Below are 21,349 nucleotides of genomic sequence, written 5' to 3'. Positions count from 1 at the left end.
CGACATTGTCAGAGGATGGTCGCGAATTTGTTGACCAGCAGGATGTCCTCGACGGCCTGAATGCCGTCCCGCGACGAAAGCGTGATCTCCTCGACGGCTGCGTGCAGGTCGCAGCCCTCGCGCAGCACGCGGTCGTAGATCTCCCGTCGCCGCGCTTCGTCGGGCGGCAGCATGAAGATGCTGTAGAGGATCAGGCCGCGCAGCCGCGGCAACTCGTCCAGGATGTCCTCGAGCACCATGTAGCTGCCGGGCATGATATGCTCGGTGGCGCTGAGCAGATATTGCAGGTTCTTCCGCTTCGCGTAGTCGCGGATCACGATGTTCTGGACGTGCTGCGGAGTGCGGCTGCCGTTCAGCGGCCGGGCGCCGATATAGCCGCGATGGCCGGCTCGCTCAGCCATGGAAGCCTCCCGGCAGCTTGTATTGCATTCCGACCCGTGTCGCCGGGCGCAGCAGGATCGGTTCGAAGAACTCGCCGAAGCGCTTGTCCGCGTAGGGCGACATGATGCTCTTGAAGCGGCAGTTCATGCTCCAGCGCGTGCTGGATTCCTCGTTGACGCGATTGCCGTGCATCAGGGTCTGGTTGAACAGCATCACGTGACCGTAGGGGATCTCGATGAAGGTCGCGTGCGGCTTGATCGTCTTGTACAGCTCCTCAGCGCTGCGCAGGCTCGCCATCCGGTCCTGCATCTCGCCGTTCAGGGACGGCGACAGCAGGTACATCGCTTTGGTCCGGTGGACATTGACCAGGGGCACCCATACCACGACCTCGAACGGCGAGTCGCCCGACCAGACGTCGGAATGTGTGGCGAGCAGGGAGGAGTCGTCGCCGGGGAGCTGGATGCTGAGATTGACCCGGCGCTGCATGCAGAGCTCGTTGCCGACGATGGTCTCGATCGTCGAGCGCGCCAGGCGGAAATAGGTCGGGCGCAGCCACGGCTCCGCATTGAGACCGGTGATCACGTGCATTCGGAGTGCGTTGAGCTCGGCGACGCTGACCCGCGTATGAATGTTGTCCAGTAGATCCTGCGGATCGTTGGAATGGGGCAGGCGCAGGAAATCCGCCGCGAGTTCCGCGGCCCGCCGCTGAATCCGATCAAGCCCGGCGCGGTCATCCGCCGGGGTCGTGATGAACCCCTCGTCGATGAACCGGTTGGTTAACGACTGCTCTTCGGCCGAAACGAACGCCGTGTCGATCATGCAAAACAACTCCCGCGTGCTGCGCCGAATTATAGCTGATATCGCAAGCCGACTGGAAGGGCCCTACGCGAAGAAACCGGAATGGGCCTCCGCTCCGTTTGCCGGACGTCCCGCCTGGCGTGGCCGGCGCCGGAAACTGCGAACGGGGCTCTGCAAAAACGGCCTGGAACGGCTGAAACTTAGGAATCGACAAAGTGCTCGTCGAACCTTATTCCCGGATAAATGCCGCCCTCGGAGAGGTCGACATGACATATTTTCTGCGGGGACGATCGGTGGCCTGGTTGACGCGATACGGCCGGCGTCCAGCCGAGTCGGGCCTCGGAGCGCCCCGGGTGGGTCACAGCTGAAGTAGGCGGGTTTCGTGCGGATCGGAGTCGATTTCGACAACACTATCGCGAATTACGACGCGGTTTTCGTAGAGGCCGCGCGCGGGCGAGGCTGGGTTGCCGCCGATTTCGAGGGCACCAAGAAGCAGCTGCGCGACTCGGTCCGCAAGCTCGATCACGGCGAAATCAAGTGGCAGGTCCTGCAAGGTGAGGTCTACGGGCCGCGCATGCACGAGGCCGTACCGTTTCCCGGCGTGATGGAGTTCTTCGAGGCGGCTCATCGGCGCGGACTCAGCCTGTTCATCGTCAGCCACAAGACCCGATTTGCGAACTATGACGAGACGCGAGCCGACCTGCGCGAGGGCGCCTTGCGCTGGATGGAGGCGCGGGGCTTCTTCGAGCAGGACCGCAGCGGACTCGTGCGCCCAAACGTCTTCTTCGCAGACACGCGCGCCGAGAAGATCGCGCGCATCGGGATGCTCGGTTGCACCGTTTTCATAGACGACCTCGAGGAAGTGTTCGTAGATCCGGCATTTCCAGGCGACGTCAGCCGGGTTCTGTTCACGTCTGGGAACGCGCCCGTCGGCAGCGGTGCGATCATCGCCAAGGCGACCTGGGCTGATATCACGCGGCATGTCCTTGGCGAACCGGAAGCCGCCGCGGCCAACATACTCGACGAGACCACGCGGATCGCGGTCGATCTGATCGGGGCTCCGATACGATCGATCGAGCCGGTGCGAGCCGGCGGCAACAACCGATTGTTCCGGATCACCGCGGTCGACGGCGCGCGCTTTGCGCTCAAGCAATATCCCCGGCAGGCATCCGATCCGCGCGACCGGCTGGCTACGGAGTTCAGGGCCCTTCAGTTCATGCGACAGGCCGGTGCGACGCAGGTACCGGCGCCGCTGGCCTCTGATCCCATGTCAGGGTTCGCACTGTATGACTGGATCGACGGACAGTCCCCCGTGGCAAATGCGTCCACGGTCGAGGCGGCGATAGCATTCGTGGGCGAACTGCTTAAGCTTTCCGGCCACCAAACCGCTGCCATGATGCCGACCGCGTCCGAGGCCTGCTTCAGTCCCGCAGATATTGTTGCGCAGGTAGAGCGGCGGTTTGCGGTGCTGAAGGACGCCGCGGCTTCGCACGCACATCTCGATGCTTTTCTCGCCGTCCGATTTGCCGGAACTGCCGTTCGTACGGTGGAGCGTGCGAAGGAACTGTGCCGTGGAGAGCATGTGGATTTCGACGCACCGCTCGATTCGTCCGCCCGTTGCCTTAGTCCGTCCGATTTCGGTTTTCACAACGCATTGCAGCGGCCGGATGGGCGTCTCGTGTTCCTGGATTTCGAATATTTCGGCTGGGATGACCCGGTGAAGCTGACATGCGATTTCATGTTGCATCCCGGCATGAATTTGTCGCCCGATCTTGCGCGGCAATTCCGCCAGGGCATGGTCGGCCTGTTCGGCGCAGAACGCGGTTTCGACGTGCGACTGCGCGTCTGCCTGCCGCTCTATGCCCTGCGATGGACAATGATCCTGCTCAACGAATTCCTGCCCGAGCGATGGGCGCGCAGGGTCGCGGCCGGCGTTCAGGCCGAGCACCGCGACGTGTTGGAGCAACAGCTCGAGAAAGCGAAGGCGATGCTTGCCAGAGCCGAGACCGCGGATAGCTCGACCTAGCGGGTCAGCGTATTTGCCGGTGCGGTGCTGCCAAGCCGGGGCAGGGCAAACAGCTTCTCGGCAACGAGATTGACGAAATAGCGCGAACCTTCGCGGGTGAAGTGCGCGGCATCCCACGCCATTGGAATATCGGGTGCGTCCGGCACCATGGTCAGGCAACCATCCGTATTGCACAGCTGCTTGATTGGCGAAATGTACTCGATCCCGAGGGTGGCGGCCCGCCCGGCCATATCGCGATCGATATCCTCCATGTGGTGGACCACTCCGAAGGTCATGCGGCCGGGCAACGTCGCCGAATGGTGCTCACCGACATAGCGTGACAGCACATCGGGCAGCGTTCCCTCCCAATGCGGCACCGGGCCTATCAGGACAATTCTTTCAACCCCCATGTTCCTCAGGATTTCCACCGTCCCGGCAAGTCGGTCGAGCGCGTCCTCTTTCTCCGATTGCGGCCAGTCATGAGCTAGCACGACGACTTTGGGTTTGATCTCCCCAAATTCCTTTCGGATCGAGTCGTTGATCGGACGGCAGAGCGGAACGCCAACCTTGTCGAAATCAAAGACGGGCGGACAGGAACTCGACGTGAATTGAGCGATGGCGAACCTGTCGCTTGCCGGGTTGTCCTTGATCCCGCGGTAAAGATGGGCGCCATGGGAGTCGCCCCAGATGGCCAGCACCGGAGCGCCGGCAGCGATCTTGTCTGCCTCGACACAAATCGGCGAGAAAATCTGCTCCTTGCCGAACAGCAGGCAGTGGTCGTTCCTGTAGTCGATCCAGTAGTTGTATTTCCGGTACTGCAGCACGCTCGCAACGTTGTCCAGGTTTCGTTGCGGAAGCCCGTTGGTGATATTGGCTGCAAAGCCGGCGCCGAGCACCGCTGCCATGATTGCGGCAGTCGCCGTCGCCGATAGGCTGAGGGAACGCCAGCGAGATTTGCTGCGCCTGAGCGGAAGCTCAACGACGACATACGTGAGCCATGCAAGAAGAACGCTCAATGCCATGGCGCCGACAAGTTGGGCCGTGGAGGGAACGAGCACGTTCGTTCGGATGAAATACAGGACGGGCCAGTGCCAAAGATAAAGCGGATAGCTTATCAGACCGATGAAGACGATCGCGCGATTTGAAAGGACATTTCGGTTGAGCCACGCCTGCTGGCCGGCCGAAATCAGCAGGAACGCACCTCCCACCGGCAATAATGCGCGCCAGCCGGGAAAGAGACTGTCCTTGTTCAGACGGTAGAGAGCAATCGCGATCAGGCATAATCCAATGACGGATTCCAGGTCGGCGAGCGAGATCGTGCGGCCGGTGCGAGCCTGAAAGGACTGGTCGATGGCGGATTTGACCCGTGTCGCGCCCGAAAGTTTGAACCAGGCGAGAACTGCCCCGGCCAGTAGCTCCCAAAATCGGGCGTGCGGCAGGTAGAAGGCGTCGGCCGCCTCGATCCTGACCGCGTAGCAATTCGCCGCGAATGAAACGACCATGATGGCGACGATGACCGGCAACTGCTTCATGCGCGCGCGAGCGCACAGGTAAAGTACCAGCGGCCAAACGATATAGAATTGCTCTTCAACGCCCAGCGACCACAGATGCAGCAGCGGCTTCGCCTCTGCTGCGGTGTCGAAATATCCCGATTGCCGCCAGAACAGGATGTTTGCCACGAAGGTCGTGCCGGCCTCGATCTCCTGACCGAGTTGCTGATATTTGTGAGGCACCAGCGTGAACCAGCCGAAGATCAGGCACGATCCCAGGACCACGATCAGCGCAGGGAAAATCCGCAATATGCGCCGGGCATAGAAGTCGGCGAAGCTGAAGCTGTTCTGATCCAGACCTTTCATGATGATCGAGGAGATCAGAAAGCCGGAGATCACGAAAAAGATGTCGACTCCGACATACCCGCCCGGCGCGAGGCCGGGAAACGCGTGGAACGCGACGACCGAAACGACTGCAATCGCTCGGAGTCCATCGATATCGGGACGATAGTCGACGCTTTCGTTTTGGCCGATGGGAGAGTTGTTCATAAACGCGAATTCAGGGCTGAGGCCAGGCCGCTCAGGACCACGACGATGACGGTGAAGACACAAGCTCACGCAGTGGAACGTTTGAGCAATGCACGATGGGCGACTGCCTGTGCACCGACGGCCCTGATAGCATCCGCACCCGGGCGGGGGAAGTAATCACAGCGGGGGGATTGCGGGCAAGCGAAAGCGCCGCAGCTTGTCTACGCGAAGGCGGAATCTCCATGACGGCGACCGGAAGGCCGCGTCGCGTGAAAGGCCTTCATCCAACGCCTGGTCCGGATAACGAGATCAGTTCTTGATTGGCGCGATAAAGCCGGTATGCATTTTCATAGCCTGCTCGCGAAGGTCGTAACCGGCTGACGCGGCAATTGTAGTATTCTTTGTGTCGGAATATGTAATGATTACAATTGGTTGCTATCGAATTTATCGCGCGGCGCGCGATGGCGGGCGGCGTCTGCTTTCGAGAACGAACGTGCATCGGCAGAAGGGTGCCACGTCCCGATGAGTTCAAGCGCACAGCACGGTGACGGCGAGGCTTCATTCGAGCGCAGTGCCGAGTCTGATCGGGCAGCATCGCAGGTCGCCTTGTTGGCACCCGCTCTCGCCGAGATTCCCACCCGATTCTGGTTCTCGATCCACGTAGCTTTGACCGTCTTCATCGCATGTGCGCTGCTGTGGATGGCGCTGAAGAGCGCAATTGCCTCGGGCGTCGATCTGACTCATTCGGAACTGCGCGACCGCATTCTGTACCTGCCGTTCTATATGTTCGGCCCAGTGGCGGTCGTCCTGGCCAATTGGCGCGTCGCTGCGCGTCAGATGCCGCCGCCCGGCAATGCCATCTTGCTGTTTGCAATCGTCGGTCTCACGCACCTCGGTCTGTTGGCTGCAAGCACGGGTCTGCAATTCCTGTTCCTGTGCATGGCTCTGGCGAGTGTTGTCGCTGCGCTTCGCTGGCGGCGCGGACAATACGAGCCGGCGGTCATCGCTGCGTCGACCGCCCGCCGCGTGAATTGGGTCGACGCGATTGCGATCGTCGCCATCTGCATGCTGCTTCTCCCTGCAAGTAGCGACCGGCTGGCCGCGCACATCGGCATCAGCATCGCGAAGATCAGCTATTTCGTTGGTCCGGGGCTTTACAGCTACGGCTCTCATTTGACGCCTGGTCTGGATTTCTACTCTCACTACGGCCCGGGGCTGGGGCCGGCCTTCTCGTACCTGATGGGATCAGGCTGGAGAAACGTAGCGATCAGCGCCGTCGAGCTGACCGTCGCAATCACCTTGTTGTTCTATGGCGCCGAGTATCTGTTGCTGATGTTTTTGACCGGCAGTCGGCTGCTGGCATTCGCCGCGCCCGTTTTCACCGCGGTACTGAACTTCTCGACTTATCTTGCGTTCGATGCCCCCTCGGCATATCCGGCCCGATATCCATTGCTGTTTCCGTTCGTGCTCGCCTTCGGCTGGTTCTGTGGAGGGCGGCAGCGCTTGGCGCCCGTGCTCGTGATGTCGATCTTCGCCGGCATCTCCTTGTTCTGGCATACCGAGGTCGGGCTCTATCTGATCCTGGCGGGATGCGGCGGGATATTCATCTCACGCTGCAATCGGCCGCTTGAACTCGCTACGATCGTCATTTTCGTGGTCGGATCGATCGCGATGTTCTTTGCCGTGTCTTGGCTATTTCTGGGGCCGTCGTCGCTATCCTGGTCGTTTCTGACTGCCGCCGTGCAGCCGATCATGGCCTACGCAGGAGGGTGGGACGGCGAGGTGGTGCGGTGGAATACGATCTGGAGCGTGTTCTACAACCTTCCCCTGCCGACCGTCGCCATCGTCACGATCGGCGGGCTCTGGTTTTTCATGTGGTGCCGGCCTGACGCCTTGAGCGTGCGCGAACGGCAGGTCGCAGGTGTACTGGCGATGCTGTCCTTTGTCGGTCTCGGCATGCTGACGAAATGGATCAATCGTTCGCTGGATGCCGAGTGGCACCAGAATGCCGCGCCGCTCATCGTTGTGATCTGCTGGTGGGGGCATTTTCTCTGGAGCACTTCCGGAGCGCGTATCGCCCTCGCAAAAGCGGGCAGGGCCACGCGTGTCGGCGTGGCGGCTGCGCCTTTTCTTGCGGCCGGATTGTTTCTTCTCAAGGTCACCGATCGCGCGAACCCGTATCCTTACGGGCTGCCGGCCTACATAGCCTATCCCAGCCTTGCCAAGGCGATCGTCGCACCTTCGCATCTGTACGACGAGCTTTCCTACCGCGACTATTTCGCGAGCACCGACACGATGGGGTGGGATTGGCCGCAGCTACTGACCGGGATATCGGCCGACGACATCGCGTTGATCCAGCGGCATGTTCCACCTCATCAGCGTGCCCTGGTGGTATCACTCGTCGACTGGGCCTATCTGGCTGAAGCGCAACGCCCGCCGAAATCGGTTTTCATGCCGCTGATGTTCGCGTTTGACCCCGCCTTCGCCGACCGCTCGTTCAGGGATGCCGACCTCGTCTTTGTCGATAACCGTCCCCTGAACCAAGCCCCGGACGCCTCCGAGCAGCTTGTCAATCTGATCAACAAGGATTATGCCCCAACGAGCGAGCGCTCCACCACCTTGACGCTCTATCGCCTGAAGAAATCCGCGGAACAACCCCGTCCCGAAAGCCCTCCACGATGACTGCCGATTCGGTTGCTCTTGCCCGGTCTCCAAAGAGCCTGCCACTTGATGAACGATCGATCTGGTTGCGGCGCCTGGTGGTGGACGCCCTGGTCGGTGGTGAGCGCGGTCACGTCGGCTCGTCGATGTCGCCGATCGAAATTCTGCGCGTGCTCTATGACGACGTGCTGCGCCATCGGCCCAGCGAGCCGGGCTGGTCGCTGCGCGATCGCTGCATTCTGAGCAAGGGCCATGGATGCCTCGCCCTCTATGCGCTGCTGGCCGACAAGGGTTACTTCCCGACCGATCTGCTCAAGACGTTCTGCCGCAAGGGATCGATCCTCGGCGGTCACCCCGAGCACGGCAAGGTGCCCGGCGTCGAGGCCTCGACCGGCGCACTCGGCCACGGCCTCTCGATCGGCGTTGGCATGGCACTGGCCGCCCGCATGCAGAAGCGCGACAGCCGCGTCTTCGTGATCATGGGTGACGGCGAAATCAACGAGGGCTCGGTATGGGAAGCGGCGCTTTCCGCAGGCAAGCACAAGCTGTCCAATCTCGTCGCCATCATCGACTACAACAAGATCCAGTCTGCCGGCGCGACCGCTCACATCCAGGAACTGGAGCCGCTGCTCGACAAGTGGCGGGCTTTCGGATTTGCGGCCGAGGAGGTCGATGGCCATGACGTTGCAAAGCTGCAGAAACTTTTCGCACGTGTGCCGCTCGATGTCGGCCGGCCAACTGCGATCGTCTGCCACACCGTGAAGGGGAAGGGGCTCCCGTTCGCCGAGCACGACCCCGAATGGCATCACAAGTCGAAGGTTACAGCCGAGCTCGGCGAGCGCCTTTATGCCGCCTTGGAGCCGCGCTGATGCGACAGACCTGCGTTAACATGGTGTACGAGCTGGCCAAGGCCGATGACCGCGTCGTCTTCATCGGATCCGACCTCAGCCCCGGCCTGCTGGCCGGCATGCAGGAACAGTTTCCGGACCGCTGGTACATGGAAGGCGTCTCGGAGCAGAACGTCATCGGCATGGCAGCCGGCATGGCCCTGGACGGTGCGATTCCCTATGTCAATACGATTGCGACCTTCATCACCCGCCGCTGCTACGAGCAGGTCGCTGTCGATCTATGCGTGCACGACCTGCCGGTGAGGCTGATCGCGAACGGCGGCGGGCTGGTCTACGCACCGCTGGGCCCCACGCATGAAGCGATCGAGGATATCGCGATCATGCGGGCGCTGCCCAACATGACCGTGGTCGCGCCGGCCGACGCCGAGGAGATGAAGCGGTTCATGGCCGTGTCGGTGGACTGGCCGCACCCGATCTACATACGGCTCGGCAAGGGCGGCGACCGGGTGGTGACCAGGCCGGAGCATGGCTTCGCGATCGGGCAAGCCTATCTGCTGCGCGAAGCCGAGGGCGGAAAATCGAACCCGGTCCTGCTCGTCGGAACCGGCGTTGCAACCACGCAGGCGCTGCAGGCCGCAGAGATGCTGGCGGCGGACGGCATCGCCTGTCACGTTCTGCACATGCCGACGGTGAAGCCGTTGGATGTCGCCGCCATTGAAAAATACGCGCGCGCATCCCGTCTCGTCGTCACGGTCGAAGAACATACGGTCATTGGTGGCCTCGGCAGTGCCGTCACCGATGCGCTGGTCGAGCGCTTCGACGGGCGCGTGCCGAGGATACGCCGGATCGGCATTCCCGATGTCTTCGCCAGCGACTACGGCAACCAGGAATGGCTGATGGAAACGTTCGGCCTGCATGCCGCAAACATCGCCGACGTGGTACGGAAGGCCGTTGGCTCCGACTAACAAGGTTCCCAGAACAGTCGCCTCGCTTTGAAAATCGGAAAGACCCTGTGACCATGCAGCTCTGCCGTCTCTGCCGCTCCGATCGGTTGCGCCCGGTCATCGACCTCGGACCCATGCCGATTGCCCACCGGATGTTGCGTCAACGGGACGAGAGCGAAGAGCGTTTTCCGTTCGCCGTGAAAGTCTGCGATGCCTGCGGACTGCCGCAAATCGCCGAGCCGATCGATCCCGATATCCTGTATCGCGACTTCAACTTCAACTTCAGCAGCTGGAAGGTCGAGCCGCACGAGCCCGACGAGCTCGACACCATCCACTCCTTCGTCAAGCCGAGAAGTGTCTTCGAGATCGGCTGCAACGACGGCCGTTTCCTCGAAGAGCTGCGCAAGCGCGGTGCAGAGGCCCTTGTCGGCGTCGAGCCGAATTCAGTATCGAGCGAGATTGCCCGAAAGCGCGGGCTCGAAGTCCATTGCGACATGGTGAGCCCGGCGATCTGTCAGGACGCCGTCGCACGTCACGGCAAGTTCGACCTCGTGGTGTCGCGCCAGGTCCTCGAGCACATCGGCGATTTCGAGAATTTCTTCGATTGTATCGACCGCACGCTCTCCGATGACGGTTACCTGTTCATCGCCGTTCCGGATTTCGCGCCGGGCCGCGCGGCCGGCGACATCTCCGTCCTGTGGGAGGAGCACGTCAACTACTTCACGGAGGAGACGCTGCTGGCCTTGCTCGCGCGCAAGGGGTTCGAGGCCGTTGCCGTCAAAAAGTACAATTTCAGCGGCGGCTCGCTTGCAGTGACGGCACGCCGCAGCAAGCTGAACCCGCCGGCGTTCGACGGCGGCGCATCGGCTGCGGCGGCGGAGAAGTTCGGCGAGTTGGCCCGCGACTATGGGCGCCGCCTGGTTCCCGCGCTCTCGCGCCTGAAGGCCAAAGGGACGGACATCGTGATGTATGGCGCCGGATGCCGGGCCTGCACGTACACCAACTCGCTCGAGCTCGGTTCGCTGGTCGATTTCGCCATCGACGATCAGAAGGAGCGTCAGGGCCTGTTCATGCCGGGCTCTCGCATCGCGATCCGTTCGCCGGATGAGCTGAAGAAGTCGTCGGCGCCTCTCGTTTGTCTCCTCGCGGTGAACAACGAGAATGAAGCCGTGGTGACGGCGAAGCTGAAAAACATGCTCGACCGGCCGCACGCCATCTTCTCGATCTTCGCGCCCGCCGACATCTGGCGGGAGCTTGATCGCCTCGAGACGCTGTAGGGATCAAGCCGGCGAGGAGCCGGCTTGGTCGGGACCTCCGCGGCTCACTTCAGGCTGATGTTCTGCATCATCTTGATGTTGAAGTACCGGGGGTCGTTGAGCGAGTTCGGCAGACGGCCGGACTTGAAGGCGTCGACCAGCCCCGACACGGCCTGCTCGATCGTGTGCGTCGGCGCAAAGCCGAGCTCGCGGCGGATCTTCTCCGACGAGACGTGGTATGAGCGCAGATCGTCGGTCGGCTCCACCGCGACGTCGACATTGCTGCCGACCACCGACTTGACGATATCGGCGATCTTCATCAGCGAGTGATTCTCGTAGCCGATATTGTAGGTCTTGCCGTCGATCTTCGCGTCGTCCTGCTGCAGCAGGAACAGATAGGCCGCGGACATGTCCTCGATGTGCAGGTTGGGTCTGCGCTGCGTTCCGCCGAACACGCGAATGCGGCCCGTGTTGACCGCGAGATTGGTCAGGATGTTGACGACGACGTCGAGCCGCTGCCGCGGCGCGTAACCGCAGACGGTGGCGGGACGGACGGTGCATGTGACGAACCCCGACGCGGCCTCCTCGGCAAGGTCGGTCTCGCACATCGCCTTGAATTTCGAGTAGTCGGTCAGCGGCTCACAGGACAGATCCTCCGTCACCTCGGCCTCGTCCTTGATGCCGTAGACGCTGGACGAGGACGCGTAGATGAAGCGCTTGATGCCGGCCTTCTTCGCGGCGCGCACCATCGGCCGGAAGCAATCGTAATTGATGGATTTTCCGAGCGACGGGTCGAGTTCGAACGACGGGTCGTTGGAGATGCAGGCGAGATGGATCACCGCGTTGTTGCCGCGCAGGGCCTCGTTGATCGCGGCCTCGTCGCGGATGTCGCCCTTGATCAGGCGCAAATTGGGGTTGTTGCGGACGGCGTCGAAGACGTCCTCGCCGTACATGAACAGGTCGAGCACGGTGACCTTGTGGCCCGCGGCGAGCAAATGGGGAACCAGCACGCTGCCGACATAGCCGGCGCCACCGGTGACCATCACATTCCATTTTTGATCAATCACTGTCGTTCTCCAGAATTGCCGTTCGCGTTACTTCAGCAACGCGGTGACGAATTTGACCAGTGGCACCTTTTCGACCGAACTGCGGTGGCCGACGATACCGACCTTGATCGCGCCTGCAGCGTTGCCGATGAAGGCGACGTCCTCGATATTGCCGCCGGCGGCGACCAGAGGCGCGGTGATCGTCAGGAAGGCGTCCCCCGCGCCGACGGTGTCGACGACTGTCTTGGTGAAAGCGGGAACGCGCGCCACGCCGGTCTTCGACGAGAAGGGGTAGCAGCCGAACGAGCCGTGCGTGATGATCATGTTGTCGCAGTCGATCTTGCCGTGCAGTCCGTTCTCGATCACCGACGCGATGTCGCTGAACTTGTCGGTGGCCGCCAGCCGGGCTTCCGGCGCGTCGATGCAGAGGTAGTCGGCCCGCGGATATTTCGTGACCAGATTATAGCCGTGGTTTCCGCTGTTGCTCTGGGCGTTGATCGCCAGGAACTTGGAGTTGGCGATCAGGGCATCGATCGTGCTTGGCGCGATCATGCCGTGACCGAAATCGGTGACGATCACCACGTCCCCGCCGCGAACGCGCTCGGCGGTGATTTGGTCGATCTCCTTCCGCTCGGCCTCGTCGAGCGGCGTGTCGTCCATGGTGTATACTTCGAAGAGCTTGTGCAGATATCCAAGCTCGACGTACCGCAATTTGCGGGTCGTCGGACGGCCCTGAATGCGGATCGGCGTGAGCGTGACGTTCGGGCGGACATGCGCGCGGATGAACTCTTCCGGGTAGTCGTTGCCACCGAGCGTCGTGACGATCTCCACGGACTTGCAGAAGCTCGCCACGTGATTGGCCGCGGCAATGACGCCGCCGGCAAATTGCTCGCCGTTCTTGAACAGTGTGGCGACGATGTTTTCTTTCGAGGCCTTTCCGAGCGCCGTGACGTACTGGTATTCGTCGATGATGGTGTCGCCGACCAGCACGACGTGCATGTCCTGGATCTTGTCGATCAGCTTCAGCAGGCGTTCGGCGCCGCCGCCTTCGCGCACCTTCTGGAGGTAGTCGCGCAGGGGGGGATCGTAGATGTCGAAGTAGCGATTCATCAGCGACGACGAGCTGAAGGTGACGTCGCGCGTGAAGACGACGCGGCCGCCATGGCGTTCGACGACCTCCCGCTCGGTGGCGATCTTGCCGGTGACGTCATCCTCGGGATTTTCGTAGTCCGAACCCTTCACGTAGATGTCGGGGCGTACGGCATCGAGGATCGGCTCGGCGCTCGAGGTCCGGTTGATTCCGACCCAGTCGACCGTGCCGAGCGCGGCCAGCATCTCCGCGCGCATGTTCTCCGGAAAGATCGGCCGTCCCGGTCCCTTGTTGACGAAACGGTCGGCCGTCACGGTCACGATGACGACGTCGGCCTCGTTGCGCGCTGCCAGGATGTGCCGGACATGGCCGAGATGCACGAGATCGAACACGCCGTGGCAGAGTGCGACGGTCCGGCCTTCTGCCTGCGCGGCCCGCGCGATCGCGGCCAGTTCCTCGATCGTCTTGATCTTCTCGTGCGGGGCCGGATGGCCGGTCGGCTTGTCTGTCGGAGCATTACCCATGTGAATTACCTAAAGCGCAGGTCGGTCTCGGTTGACCGACCCGGAAATGATCGGTTGGCGGCGAGAGCATTGAGTTCGAACGCGTCGGCTCAACGGCTTGCCTTCTGCGACGTGCCGGACGCCGAATCGTTTTCGCCACCAAGATATTTGAACCAGTCCTTGGTGGCGTCGGCGATCTTGTCCACCGTCCAAAGGGGAGCGTCCTTGTACTGGTCCATCGACTTCAGCATCGTCGCGACGCCGACCTCGAACTTCACTTTCGGGGTCCATTTCAGGACCCGCTTGATCTTGGTGATGTCGGCGTAGGTGCAGTCGGGCTCGCCGGGCCGCTTGGGAATGTGGACCTTGTCGCCGCCGAGAAGCTCGACCAGCCGGTTGACGCTGTAGGTGTTGTCGGAGCCGACGTTGAATATCTCGTTCGAGACCTCCGAGCGCGCGGCGGTCACGAAGGCATCGGCGACATCGCTGACGAAGGTGAAGTCGCGGGTCTGCTCGCCATCGCCAACCACCGTGAAGGGCTTGCCGGCGAGCTTCTGCGCCATGAAGACGCCGAACACCGCACCGTAAGTGCCCGTGGTACGGTGGCGCGGCCCGTACACGTTGAACAGACGCAGCGCGACCGCGGGCAGCTTGTAGACCTGGCACCAATGCATGACGCACTGCTCACCGAGATTCTTGGTGAGCGCATAGGGATACATCGGACGGATCTCGGCGCTCTCCGGGGTCGGATAGGCGTTGGGAATTCCGTAGCAGGACGACGATGCGGCGTAAACGAAGCGGCTGGCGCGAGCCTGCCGCGCGGCCTCGAGAACGTTGACCGTGCCGTCGACATTGGCGCGATGATAGGGGATCGGGGACTCGATCGAGGGAACGATGTCGGCCAGCGCCGCGAGATGGAAGACCCAGTCGACACCGTTGAAATACGGTCTGATCGAATCGAGGTCGGTGACGTCGGCCCGCACGATGTTGAGCTGGCTCGAATTGGCACGCGCGGCCAGATTTTCGGGCCGTCCGATCACGAAATTGTCGAGCGCGATGACCTCGTGGCCGTCATCCAGGAGGCGATCGACGAGGTGACTTCCAATGAAGCCGGCGCCGCCAGTAACGATGCATTTCATGGGGAACATCCGTGACGCGAATGCCCAGCGAAACAGGCTCGCCAATGTTTGAGTGAAACCCGAAAGCCGACTACCAGCCGCTCGCAAACTTTGCAAGTATTATACCTTTGCAATCCCTGGTAATAGCCGGTATCACCCCGTCATGTTGCAATCGAGCCGCCAGCCCATGCCAGCCGAGTCCGTCGATCCCGATCACAAGGCTTTTCTCGACGATTACGTGCAACGCCTCCATCGCGCGACGGCGGCGGACGACGGTGTTTTTGCCAGGATCTCCGCCACGCGCGCGGCCTGGTTGCGCGCCCGCGAGCAGGGTGGCCGCGTCATCTTCATCGGCAACGGCGGCTCGGCCGGTATCGCCTCGCATCTGGCTATCGATCTGGCGAAGAACGCCGCTGTGCCCGCACTGTGCTTCAGCGATGCAAGCATGATGTCGTGCCTTGCCAACGACTACGGCTTCGAGGACTGGATCGCGCATGCCGTGCGGTTGAGCGCCCGCGCCGGCGACTGTCTGGTCGCGATCAGCTCGTCGGGGCGTTCGAAGAACATCCTCAATGCGGTTGCACAGGCACGGACGATGAAGCTCGGCGTGATCACGCTGTCGGGCATGAACGAGGACAACCCCCTGCGCAACCTCGGGGACATCAATTTCTGGGCCGACAGCCGCAGCTACAACATCGTCGAGACCACGCACCAGTTCTGGATGATGGCCGCGATCGACCTCGTTATCGGTCGCGCGGAATATCCGGCATCCTGAGGCGGGCATCCGATGCAGTCGCGGCTCAAGCAGGCGGTCCTGTTTTCAGTAAAACTTCTGCTGTCGATCGCCGTGCTGGTCTACATCGCGCGCGGTCTCGACCTGCATGCGTTGCGGACTCACCTCGTCTCCGTCGATCCGTTCCTGTTCGTGCTCGCGCTCGCGCTGATATTCGTTCAGACCTTCGCGCTCAACGGCCGGTGGGAGCTGATCATGCGCGCGCTCGGCGTGTCGCTGGACTGGCTGGCCGGCTGGCGAATCCTCATGATCAGCCTCTGGTTCAATCAGGTATTGCCGTCGTCGGTCGGCGGCGATGCGGTGCGAATGTGGCTGCTGCGCCAGCGTGGCGTGCAGTGGCCGGAAGCGGTCAAGGGCGTTGCAGCGGACCGTTTCACGGCGTTGATCGGGCTGATCGTGCTGATGGTGGCCGGATTGCCGTTCCTGATGTCGCGCGTGTCCAATCAGGCCGCGATCCTGGCCATCGGCGGGCTGACATTGGCGGGCGTCGCCGGCACCGTGGTGCTGTTGACGCTCGATCGCCTGCCCAAGCGCCTCATCGCGTTTCCCGCGATCGAGAGCTTCGTCCGGTTCGGAACGCTCGTCAGATTCCTTCTCCTGCAATCCGAGCACCGCGGTTTGCTTTTCGGATCGGCGCTCCTCATCCATCTCGTGACGGCGGCGGCTTGTTATGCCCTGGCCCGCGGCGTAGGAGCGCAACTCTCGGTGGTGGACGCCGCCGTTCTGATTCCGCCGGTGATCCTGCTGACCGCAGTTCCGATCTCGATCAGCGGCTGGGGCGTTCGTGAAGGGGCGATGGTCGCCTGTCTCGGTCTGGCGGGCGTTCCTTCCGAGGAAGCGCTGTCGGTTTCAATCCTGCTGGGTGCCGTCAGCGTCCTCATCGGTCTCGCAGGCGGCGTGATCTGGCTGGCAAGTCCGGAGCGCGGCTCATATTCGGCGGACAAGGCAGCGAAGGCTGCGGAAGCATCGGCGGACTACGGGCTGGCGAAAGCCGAGGAGGTATCGAGCCACCCTTGATCGCTCTTGAATCATTGCCGCCGATCTGATCTCCACAGGGTAGGATTGCCTCACCCGCGCGTGTCTCCGTTTTCCGGTCCCACAATGAAAAACCTGTTCTACGTTCGTCATACCTGCCGCCTTTGTCATTCGGACAAGCAGGAACTGGTCGTCCCCATGGCTGGCATGCCCATTGGCACGCCGAACTTCCAGGTGCCGGACGCCAGCGTCGACGATCCCGTCTTTCGGGCCGCCGTGCCGATGGCGCTGCACCTGTGCGCAGACTGCGGCCACCTCCAGATTCTCCATGTCGGCAATCCGGAGATCCAGTACCGCAACTACGTCTACACGACCTCGCTCTCGCTCGGCCTGCGGGAGCATTTCGCAGGCTATGCCAACGACGTCATCAGCCGTTTCGGGATTGCGCCGGGCTCGCTGGTCGTCGAACTCGGCAGCAATGACGGCTCGCTGCTCGGCTTCTTCAAAGAGCGCGGCATGCGGGTACTGGGTGTCGATCCCGCCGTCGACATCGCGCGGCGTGCGACGGAAGCGGGGATCGAGACTATCGGCGATTTCTTCACCGATGCCATTGGTCACCGCATTCTGCAGAGCCATGGTGCGGCCAGCGTCGTCATCGCCAATAACATGATCGCCAATGTCGACAATCTCGATCCGCTGGTGATCGGGGTTCGCGACGTGCTTGCGCCGGACGGGTTGTTCGTTTTCGAGACGCAATACGGCGTTGACGTCACCGAGAAGAACCTTCTCGACACTGTCTACCACGAGCATCTGTCGTATTTTAACATCAAGCCGCTGACGCGCTTCTTCGCGCGGCTCGGCATGGAATTGATCGACGTCCAGCACATCTGGACCAAGGGCGGTTCGATCCGCGTGACGGTGCAGCGCGTTGGCGGCGCCAAGAAGCCGTCTGCGGAGGTTGCCCGCTTCGTCGCCGAGGAAGACCGGCTCGGCGTCGACCGGCCGGCCTATTATGCGCCCTATGCGAAGAGAATCGCCGCCATCCGGGACGAGCTGGTCGCGATGGCCGATGCCGCCCACGCGCGCGGTCAGCTGGTGGCCGGCTACGGCGTCTCCGTCGGCACCACGACCCTGCTGCCGCAGTTCGGCCTGGAGAACAAGATCGACTTCCTGGTGGACGACGACCCCAAGAAGGCGAACGTGATGGCCGGCCCGGGATACGACATTTCGATTCTGCCGCCCGCAGCCCTTTACGAGCGCAAGCCGGCGTTCGTCGTCGTCTTCGCCTGGCGCTATGTGGATCCGATCCGGGCCAAGCATGCCCGTTATTTCGCCGAGGGCGGAAAGTTCGTGGTGCCGCTGCCCGGTATCTCCGTGGTCGATCGGGCCGACTGACCGTGCCAGGTCGCTAAAGGGGGGCAGGAGAGGGACCCCTTTACTGTCGTTCTGCAAGGAACCGGCTGAAGCTCCGGGACGGCGCTTTGGCAGGGGCAGATAAGCCCTTGATCGGCCTGGGCTCTGTTCGGTCGTCCGGGGAGGTCGGGTTGTCCGCGCGAGCCCTCTCTATCTTGACCTTTGGTCCCATCCGCAGTAGATACCCCGCACTCGCTGCCGGCCCGTTAAACGCGGATTTCCGGCGCGGCTTTGAAATCCCCGAACAATCGAGCCCGGTTTCCGGCTCATCCTTCAAGACAGAGGGCTGGGCCAACGGCGGCTGTTCGGATCCCTGAAATTCATTCGCGTCTGTCGACGGACGTTGGACATCAAACGATGGCAGTCAGCCCGTTCAAGTTCTTGCAGGAAGTGCGCTCGGAGACCGCCAAGGTCACCTGGCCGACCCGCCGCGAGACCACGATCACCACCATCATGGTGTTCGTGATGGTCGCCGTGGCCTCGATCTTCTTCTTCGCCGCCGACCAGATCATCCGCTACCTCATCACCTTCCTTCTGGGCATCCACTGATGGCAACAGCAACGGCTCAATTGTCTGACAAGCGCTGGTACATCGTCCACGCCTATTCGAATTTCGAAAAGAAGGTCGCCGAATCGATCCGCGAGCAGGCCAAGCAGCGCGGGCTCGAGGAGCTGTTCGAGCTGGTGCTGGTCCCGACCGAGAAGGTCACGGAAGTGCGCCGCGGCCGCAAGATCGATGCCGAGCGCAAGTTCTTCCCGGGCTACGTGCTGGTGAAGATGAAGCTGACCGACGAGGCGTTTCATCTGATCAAGAACACGCCGAAGGTGACGGGCTTCCTCGGCGCCGAAAACAAGCCGATGCCGATCTCGGAATCCGAGGCCATGCGCATCCTGCACCAGGTGCAGGAGGGCGTGGAACGGCCGAAGGCGTCGGTGTCGTTCGAGATCGGCGAGAACGTGCGCGTGGCCGACGGCCCGTTCGCCTCGTTCTCGGGTGTGGTCGAGGAAATCGACGAGGCGCGCTCGCGCGTGAAGGTCGCGGTGTCGATCTTCGGCCGCGCCACGCCGGTCGAGCTGGAATTCGGTCAGGTCGAGAAGGTCTGACCGGACGACGCGTGAAGCGAAGCTTCGCGCGAAAATAGGCCGTGGGAGGAAGAGGGCGGTTGCCAGCCGCGCTCGATCCCAACCACGGAACCTGAAACCGCCGGTCCAGGCCGGCACAACAGGAGTGATACATGGCAAAGAAAGTGACCGGATACCTGAAGCTTCAGGTCCCGGCCGGTGCGGCGAATCCTTCGCCCCCGATCGGTCCCGCGCTCGGTCAGCGTGGTCTCAACATCATGGAGTTCTGCAAGGCGTTCAACGCCCAGACCCAGAAGGAAGAGAAGAACACCCCGATCCCGGTGGTCATCACCATCTATGCGGACCGTTCCTTCACCTTCGAGATGAAGACGCCGCCGATGTCCTTCTTCCTCAAGCAGGCTGCAAAAATCCAGTCCGGCTCGAAGGCGCCGGGCCGCGACAAGGCCGGCGCGGTGACCAAGGCGCAGGTGCGCGAGATCGCCGAGAAGAAGATGAAGGATCTCAATTGCGACACCATCGAATCGGCCATGAAGATGGTCGAGGGCTCTGCCCGCTCGATGGGTCTGGAAGTGGCGGGGTAAGGGCTCATGGCAATCGGAAAGCGTTTGAACAAAGCCCGCGAAGGTGTTGACCGCGAAAAGCTTTACCCGCTCGCGGACGCCATCAAGATGGTCAAGGAACGCGCGAAAGCGAAGTTCGACGAGACCATCGAGGTCGCGATCAATCTCGGCGTCGATCCGCGCCACGCCGACCAGATGGTCCGCGGCGTCGTGACCCTGCCGAACGGCACCGGCCGTACGCTCCGCGTCGGCGTGTTCGCCCGCGGCGCCAAGGCCGACGAGGCCAAGGCTGCGGGCGCCGACGTCGTCGGCGCCGAAGACCTGGTCGAGAAGGTGCAGAACGGCTCGATCGATTTCGACCGCTGTATCGCCACCCCCGACATGATGCCGCTGGTCGGCCGTCTCGGTAAGGTGCTCGGCCCGCGCGGCCTGATGCCGAACCCGAAGATCGGCACCGTGACCATGGACGTCACCGGTGCGGTGAAGGGTGCCAAGGGCGGATCGGTCGAGTTCCGTGTCGAGAAGGCCGGCATCCTGCAGGCCGGCGTCGGCAAGGCCTCGTTCTCCGAGGAGAAACTGGTCGAGAACATCAAGGCGCTCGCGGACGCGGTCTCCAAGGCCAAGCCCGCCGGCTCCAAGGGAACCTACATCCAGCGCGTTGCGGTGTCCTCGACGATGGGCCCCGGCGTGAAGGTCGAGCCGGGCACCATTCTCGGCTAGGGTTTGAAAATTGCATGAGGTGAGGGGCGGAATCGGGCGACCGATTCCGCCCCTCATCGTTTGTGGCGACGTTTACCGGAAACAAGAACAATGGCTGACAAGGTCCTGATCTACTCGCGCTTTCCCAAGACGATGATGGTGCGTTTCGCCGAGCGGTTCGAACTGCTCGATACCGGCGGCAAGCCCGCGCGTGAAGTGTTTTCGGCCGATGAACTGAGTGGCATCCGCGCGCTGCTCACCGCGGGCGGCACGCCGCTCGACGCGGAGGCGATGGACCTGTTTCCGAAGCTCGGCGCCATCGTCTGCTACGGCACCGGCTATGACGGCATCGACCTGAAGGCGGCCGCAGCCCGCAACATCGAAGTCGGCCACAGCCCGGGCGCCAATGCGGCCTCGGTCGCCGACATCGCGATGACCCTGATGCTCGCGACGACGCGGCGGATCCTGGCTGCCGACCAATATGTCCGCAGCGGCGATTGGGCCGCCTCGAAGCCGTCGCCGATGATGCGGCCCCAGGCCGGCATGCCCGGCCGCCGCATCGGCGTCTACGGCATGGGCGAGATCGGTCGCAAGATCGCCGCGCGCTGTGCCGCCTTCGAGAGCGAAATCGGCTATTTCAGCCGGACTAAGTACGATTTGCCCTATCAATATTTCCCGACCCTGGAGGCGCTGGCCGATTGGTGCAGCGTGCTGATGATCGCGGTCCGGGCAGGGGCCGACACCCAGCATGTCGTCAATGCGGACATCCTGAAGCGCCTGGGCGCGGACGGCTATGTCGTCAACATCTCCCGCGGCTCTGTCATCGACGAGAAGGCCCTGGTAGCGGCCCTGACCGACAAGACCATTGCGGGGGCCGGCCTCGACGTCTTCGACAAGGAACCGCACGCCCCCGACGCCCTGACGGCGCTCGCTAACGTAGTGCTCGCGCCGCATATCGGCGGTCACACCCTCGAATCGCACGTCGCCATGCAGGATTGCGTGCTGACGAATCTAGGCGCGTTCTTCGAGGGCAAGTCGCTGCCTCATGGGGGCAAATGAGCCTGAATCAGCCCTTGTCGGCCCAGGACAGGCATCCGCGGCAACGGATTGGAACTGGTGTGAATTTTGCTCTTGGCAAGCAGGCTCCGAGCGGTTAAAG

Annotated in this window: 20 protein-coding genes; 13 read left to right on the top strand and 7 right to left on the bottom strand. The window is 62.4% G+C overall.

The features are described 5' to 3' along the window. Window positions 1-8 precede the first annotated feature (8 nt). From OC450_RS26800 to OC450_RS26790, 3 genes are all read right to left on the bottom strand, one after another. Window positions 9-401, bottom strand: coding sequence for an LIC12192 family sporadic carbohydrate cluster protein (locus OC450_RS26800; RefSeq protein ID WP_262048960.1), 393 nt, complete (start codon window positions 399-401; stop codon window positions 9-11). Next, entirely contained in the window at window positions 394-1,200 is an 807-nt protein-coding gene (locus OC450_RS26795; protein ID WP_211386677.1) for a sporadic carbohydrate cluster 2OG-Fe(II) oxygenase, read from the bottom strand. Before OC450_RS26795 ends, OC450_RS26800 begins: the two co-directional genes overlap by 8 nt. A gap of 337 nt (window positions 1,201-1,537) precedes the next feature. Next, the gene (locus OC450_RS26790) at window positions 1,538-1,807 is read right to left on the bottom strand and encodes a hypothetical protein (protein WP_211386676.1); all 270 of its coding nucleotides are present in this window, start codon (window positions 1,805-1,807) and stop codon (window positions 1,538-1,540) included. Between OC450_RS26790 and OC450_RS26785 the strand changes: the two genes are divergently transcribed. Then, window positions 1,784-3,205, top strand: coding sequence for a phosphotransferase family protein (locus OC450_RS26785; RefSeq protein WP_262048959.1), 1,422 nt, complete (start codon window positions 1,784-1,786; stop codon window positions 3,203-3,205). The genes OC450_RS26790 and OC450_RS26785 overlap by 24 nt on opposite strands. Here OC450_RS26785 and OC450_RS26780 read toward each other — a convergent pair. Next, window positions 3,202-5,223 carry an acyltransferase family protein gene (locus tag OC450_RS26780; protein WP_211386674.1) on the bottom strand — a complete coding sequence of 674 codons (2,022 nt, stop codon included), beginning with the start codon at window positions 5,221-5,223 and terminating at the stop codon, window positions 3,202-3,204. The genes OC450_RS26785 and OC450_RS26780 overlap by 4 nt on opposite strands. Window positions 5,224-5,724: 501 nt before the next feature. On the opposite strand from OC450_RS26780, the gene OC450_RS26775 reads away from it, so the two are divergent. The 4 genes from OC450_RS26775 (at window position 5,725) to OC450_RS26760 (ending at window position 10,932) form a co-directional block, all read left to right on the top strand. After that, a complete protein-coding gene (locus tag OC450_RS26775; protein ID WP_262048958.1) occupies window positions 5,725-7,884 on the top strand; it encodes a hypothetical protein in 2,160 nt (719 codons plus the stop codon). A gap of 65 nt (window positions 7,885-7,949) precedes the next feature. After that, on the top strand, window positions 7,950-8,732 hold the full coding sequence (locus OC450_RS26770) for a transketolase (RefSeq protein WP_262048957.1): 783 nt from the start codon (window positions 7,950-7,952) through the stop codon (window positions 8,730-8,732). Further along, window positions 8,663-9,676 carry a transketolase family protein gene (locus tag OC450_RS26765; RefSeq protein ID WP_256808397.1) on the top strand — a complete coding sequence of 338 codons (1,014 nt, stop codon included), beginning with the start codon at window positions 8,663-8,665 and terminating at the stop codon, window positions 9,674-9,676. The genes OC450_RS26770 and OC450_RS26765 overlap by 70 nt, the downstream gene beginning before the upstream one ends. Window positions 9,677-9,729: 53 nt before the next feature. Next, entirely contained in the window at window positions 9,730-10,932 is a 1,203-nt protein-coding gene (locus OC450_RS26760) for a class I SAM-dependent methyltransferase (RefSeq protein ID WP_211386719.1), read from the top strand. Window positions 10,933-10,976: 44 nt separating this feature from the next. Here the strand turns inward: OC450_RS26760 and OC450_RS26755 are convergent, their stop codons facing one another. The 3 genes from OC450_RS26755 to OC450_RS26745 all read right to left on the bottom strand — a co-directional run bounded on the left by OC450_RS26755 (window position 10,977) and on the right by OC450_RS26745 (window position 14,689). Further along, the gene (locus tag OC450_RS26755) at window positions 10,977-11,978 is read right to left on the bottom strand and encodes an NAD-dependent epimerase/dehydratase family protein (protein WP_211386670.1); all 1,002 of its coding nucleotides are present in this window, start codon (window positions 11,976-11,978) and stop codon (window positions 10,977-10,979) included. Between the two features lie 27 nt (window positions 11,979-12,005). Continuing rightward, complete coding sequence (locus OC450_RS26750) at window positions 12,006-13,571, bottom strand: PfkB family carbohydrate kinase (RefSeq protein WP_211386669.1); 1,566 nt, start codon at window positions 13,569-13,571, stop codon at window positions 12,006-12,008. Window positions 13,572-13,660: 89 nt separating this feature from the next. Next, window positions 13,661-14,689, bottom strand: coding sequence for an SDR family oxidoreductase (locus OC450_RS26745; protein ID WP_256808395.1), 1,029 nt, complete (start codon window positions 14,687-14,689; stop codon window positions 13,661-13,663). 166 nt (window positions 14,690-14,855) lie between these two features. Between OC450_RS26745 and OC450_RS26740 the strand changes: the two genes are divergently transcribed. The 8 genes from OC450_RS26740 (at window position 14,856) to OC450_RS26705 (ending at window position 21,249) form a co-directional block, all read left to right on the top strand. After that, window positions 14,856-15,443 (top strand): SIS domain-containing protein, encoded by a 588-nt coding sequence (locus tag OC450_RS26740; protein ID WP_249129548.1) that lies wholly within the window; start codon window positions 14,856-14,858, stop codon window positions 15,441-15,443. 12 nt (window positions 15,444-15,455) lie between these two features. After that, window positions 15,456-16,478, top strand: a complete 1,023-nt coding sequence (locus OC450_RS26735) for a lysylphosphatidylglycerol synthase transmembrane domain-containing protein (protein ID WP_256808389.1) — start codon at window positions 15,456-15,458, stop codon at window positions 16,476-16,478. An 84-nt stretch (window positions 16,479-16,562) separates the two neighbouring features. Beyond that, on the top strand, window positions 16,563-17,831 hold the full coding sequence (locus OC450_RS26730; RefSeq protein ID WP_211386666.1) for a class I SAM-dependent methyltransferase: 1,269 nt from the start codon (window positions 16,563-16,565) through the stop codon (window positions 17,829-17,831). 375 nt (window positions 17,832-18,206) lie between these two features. Continuing rightward, window positions 18,207-18,398: a preprotein translocase subunit SecE gene (gene secE, locus OC450_RS26725; RefSeq protein ID WP_007611620.1), complete on the top strand. Its 192-nt coding sequence runs from the start codon at window positions 18,207-18,209 to the stop codon at window positions 18,396-18,398. Continuing rightward, entirely contained in the window at window positions 18,398-18,952 is a 555-nt protein-coding gene (gene nusG / locus OC450_RS26720; RefSeq protein WP_008136441.1) for a transcription termination/antitermination protein NusG, read from the top strand. The genes secE and nusG overlap by 1 nt, the downstream gene beginning before the upstream one ends. A gap of 131 nt (window positions 18,953-19,083) precedes the next feature. Further along, window positions 19,084-19,512 (top strand): 50S ribosomal protein L11, encoded by a 429-nt coding sequence (rplK, locus tag OC450_RS26715; protein ID WP_045008228.1) that lies wholly within the window; start codon window positions 19,084-19,086, stop codon window positions 19,510-19,512. 6 nt (window positions 19,513-19,518) lie between these two features. Next, window positions 19,519-20,211: a 50S ribosomal protein L1 gene (rplA, locus tag OC450_RS26710; RefSeq protein ID WP_014494487.1), complete on the top strand. Its 693-nt coding sequence runs from the start codon at window positions 19,519-19,521 to the stop codon at window positions 20,209-20,211. 90 nt (window positions 20,212-20,301) lie between these two features. After that, entirely contained in the window at window positions 20,302-21,249 is a 948-nt protein-coding gene (locus OC450_RS26705; protein ID WP_262048956.1) for a 2-hydroxyacid dehydrogenase, read from the top strand. Window positions 21,250-21,349: the final 100 nt, after the last annotated feature.

The organism is Bradyrhizobium sp. Bra78, assembly GCF_024519855.1.
Classification (GTDB): domain Bacteria; phylum Pseudomonadota; class Alphaproteobacteria; order Rhizobiales; family Xanthobacteraceae; genus Bradyrhizobium; species Bradyrhizobium japonicum_G.
Note: the sequence above shows the minus strand (reverse complement) of the source record. Positions and strands in the feature narration are given on the sequence as shown.

Excerpts from the sequence above, each read along its gene's own strand:
- OC450_RS26760 (WP_211386719.1), top strand. The coding sequence starts at position 9,730 with ATGCAGCTCTGCCGTCTCTGCCGCTCCGATCGGTTGCGCCCGGTCATC.
- rplK (WP_045008228.1), top strand. The coding sequence starts at position 19,084 with ATGGCAAAGAAAGTGACCGGATACCTGAAGCTTCAGGTCCCGGCCGGT.
- OC450_RS26730 (WP_211386666.1), top strand. The coding sequence starts at position 16,563 with ATGAAAAACCTGTTCTACGTTCGTCATACCTGCCGCCTTTGTCATTCG.
- OC450_RS26745 (WP_256808395.1), bottom strand. The coding sequence starts at position 14,689 with ATGAAATGCATCGTTACTGGCGGCGCCGGCTTCATTGGAAGTCACCTC.
- OC450_RS26795 (WP_211386677.1), bottom strand. The coding sequence starts at position 1,200 with ATGATCGACACGGCGTTCGTTTCGGCCGAAGAGCAGTCGTTAACCAAC.
- OC450_RS26740 (WP_249129548.1), top strand. The coding sequence starts at position 14,856 with ATGCCAGCCGAGTCCGTCGATCCCGATCACAAGGCTTTTCTCGACGAT.
- OC450_RS26705 (WP_262048956.1), top strand. The coding sequence starts at position 20,302 with ATGGCTGACAAGGTCCTGATCTACTCGCGCTTTCCCAAGACGATGATG.
- OC450_RS26775 (WP_262048958.1), top strand. The coding sequence starts at position 5,725 with ATGAGTTCAAGCGCACAGCACGGTGACGGCGAGGCTTCATTCGAGCGC.
- rplA (WP_014494487.1), top strand. The coding sequence starts at position 19,519 with ATGGCAATCGGAAAGCGTTTGAACAAAGCCCGCGAAGGTGTTGACCGC.
- OC450_RS26735 (WP_256808389.1), top strand. The coding sequence starts at position 15,456 with ATGCAGTCGCGGCTCAAGCAGGCGGTCCTGTTTTCAGTAAAACTTCTG.
- OC450_RS26780 (WP_211386674.1), bottom strand. The coding sequence starts at position 5,223 with ATGAACAACTCTCCCATCGGCCAAAACGAAAGCGTCGACTATCGTCCC.
- OC450_RS26790 (WP_211386676.1), bottom strand. The coding sequence starts at position 1,807 with ATGAGCCGCCTCGAAGAACTCCATCACGCCGGGAAACGGTACGGCCTC.
- OC450_RS26785 (WP_262048959.1), top strand. The coding sequence starts at position 1,784 with ATGGAGTTCTTCGAGGCGGCTCATCGGCGCGGACTCAGCCTGTTCATC.
- OC450_RS26800 (WP_262048960.1), bottom strand. The coding sequence starts at position 401 with ATGGCTGAGCGAGCCGGCCATCGCGGCTATATCGGCGCCCGGCCGCTG.
- nusG (WP_008136441.1), top strand. The coding sequence starts at position 18,398 with ATGGCAACAGCAACGGCTCAATTGTCTGACAAGCGCTGGTACATCGTC.
- OC450_RS26750 (WP_211386669.1), bottom strand. The coding sequence starts at position 13,571 with ATGGGTAATGCTCCGACAGACAAGCCGACCGGCCATCCGGCCCCGCAC.
- OC450_RS26765 (WP_256808397.1), top strand. The coding sequence starts at position 8,663 with ATGGCATCACAAGTCGAAGGTTACAGCCGAGCTCGGCGAGCGCCTTTA.
- secE (WP_007611620.1), top strand. The coding sequence starts at position 18,207 with ATGGCAGTCAGCCCGTTCAAGTTCTTGCAGGAAGTGCGCTCGGAGACC.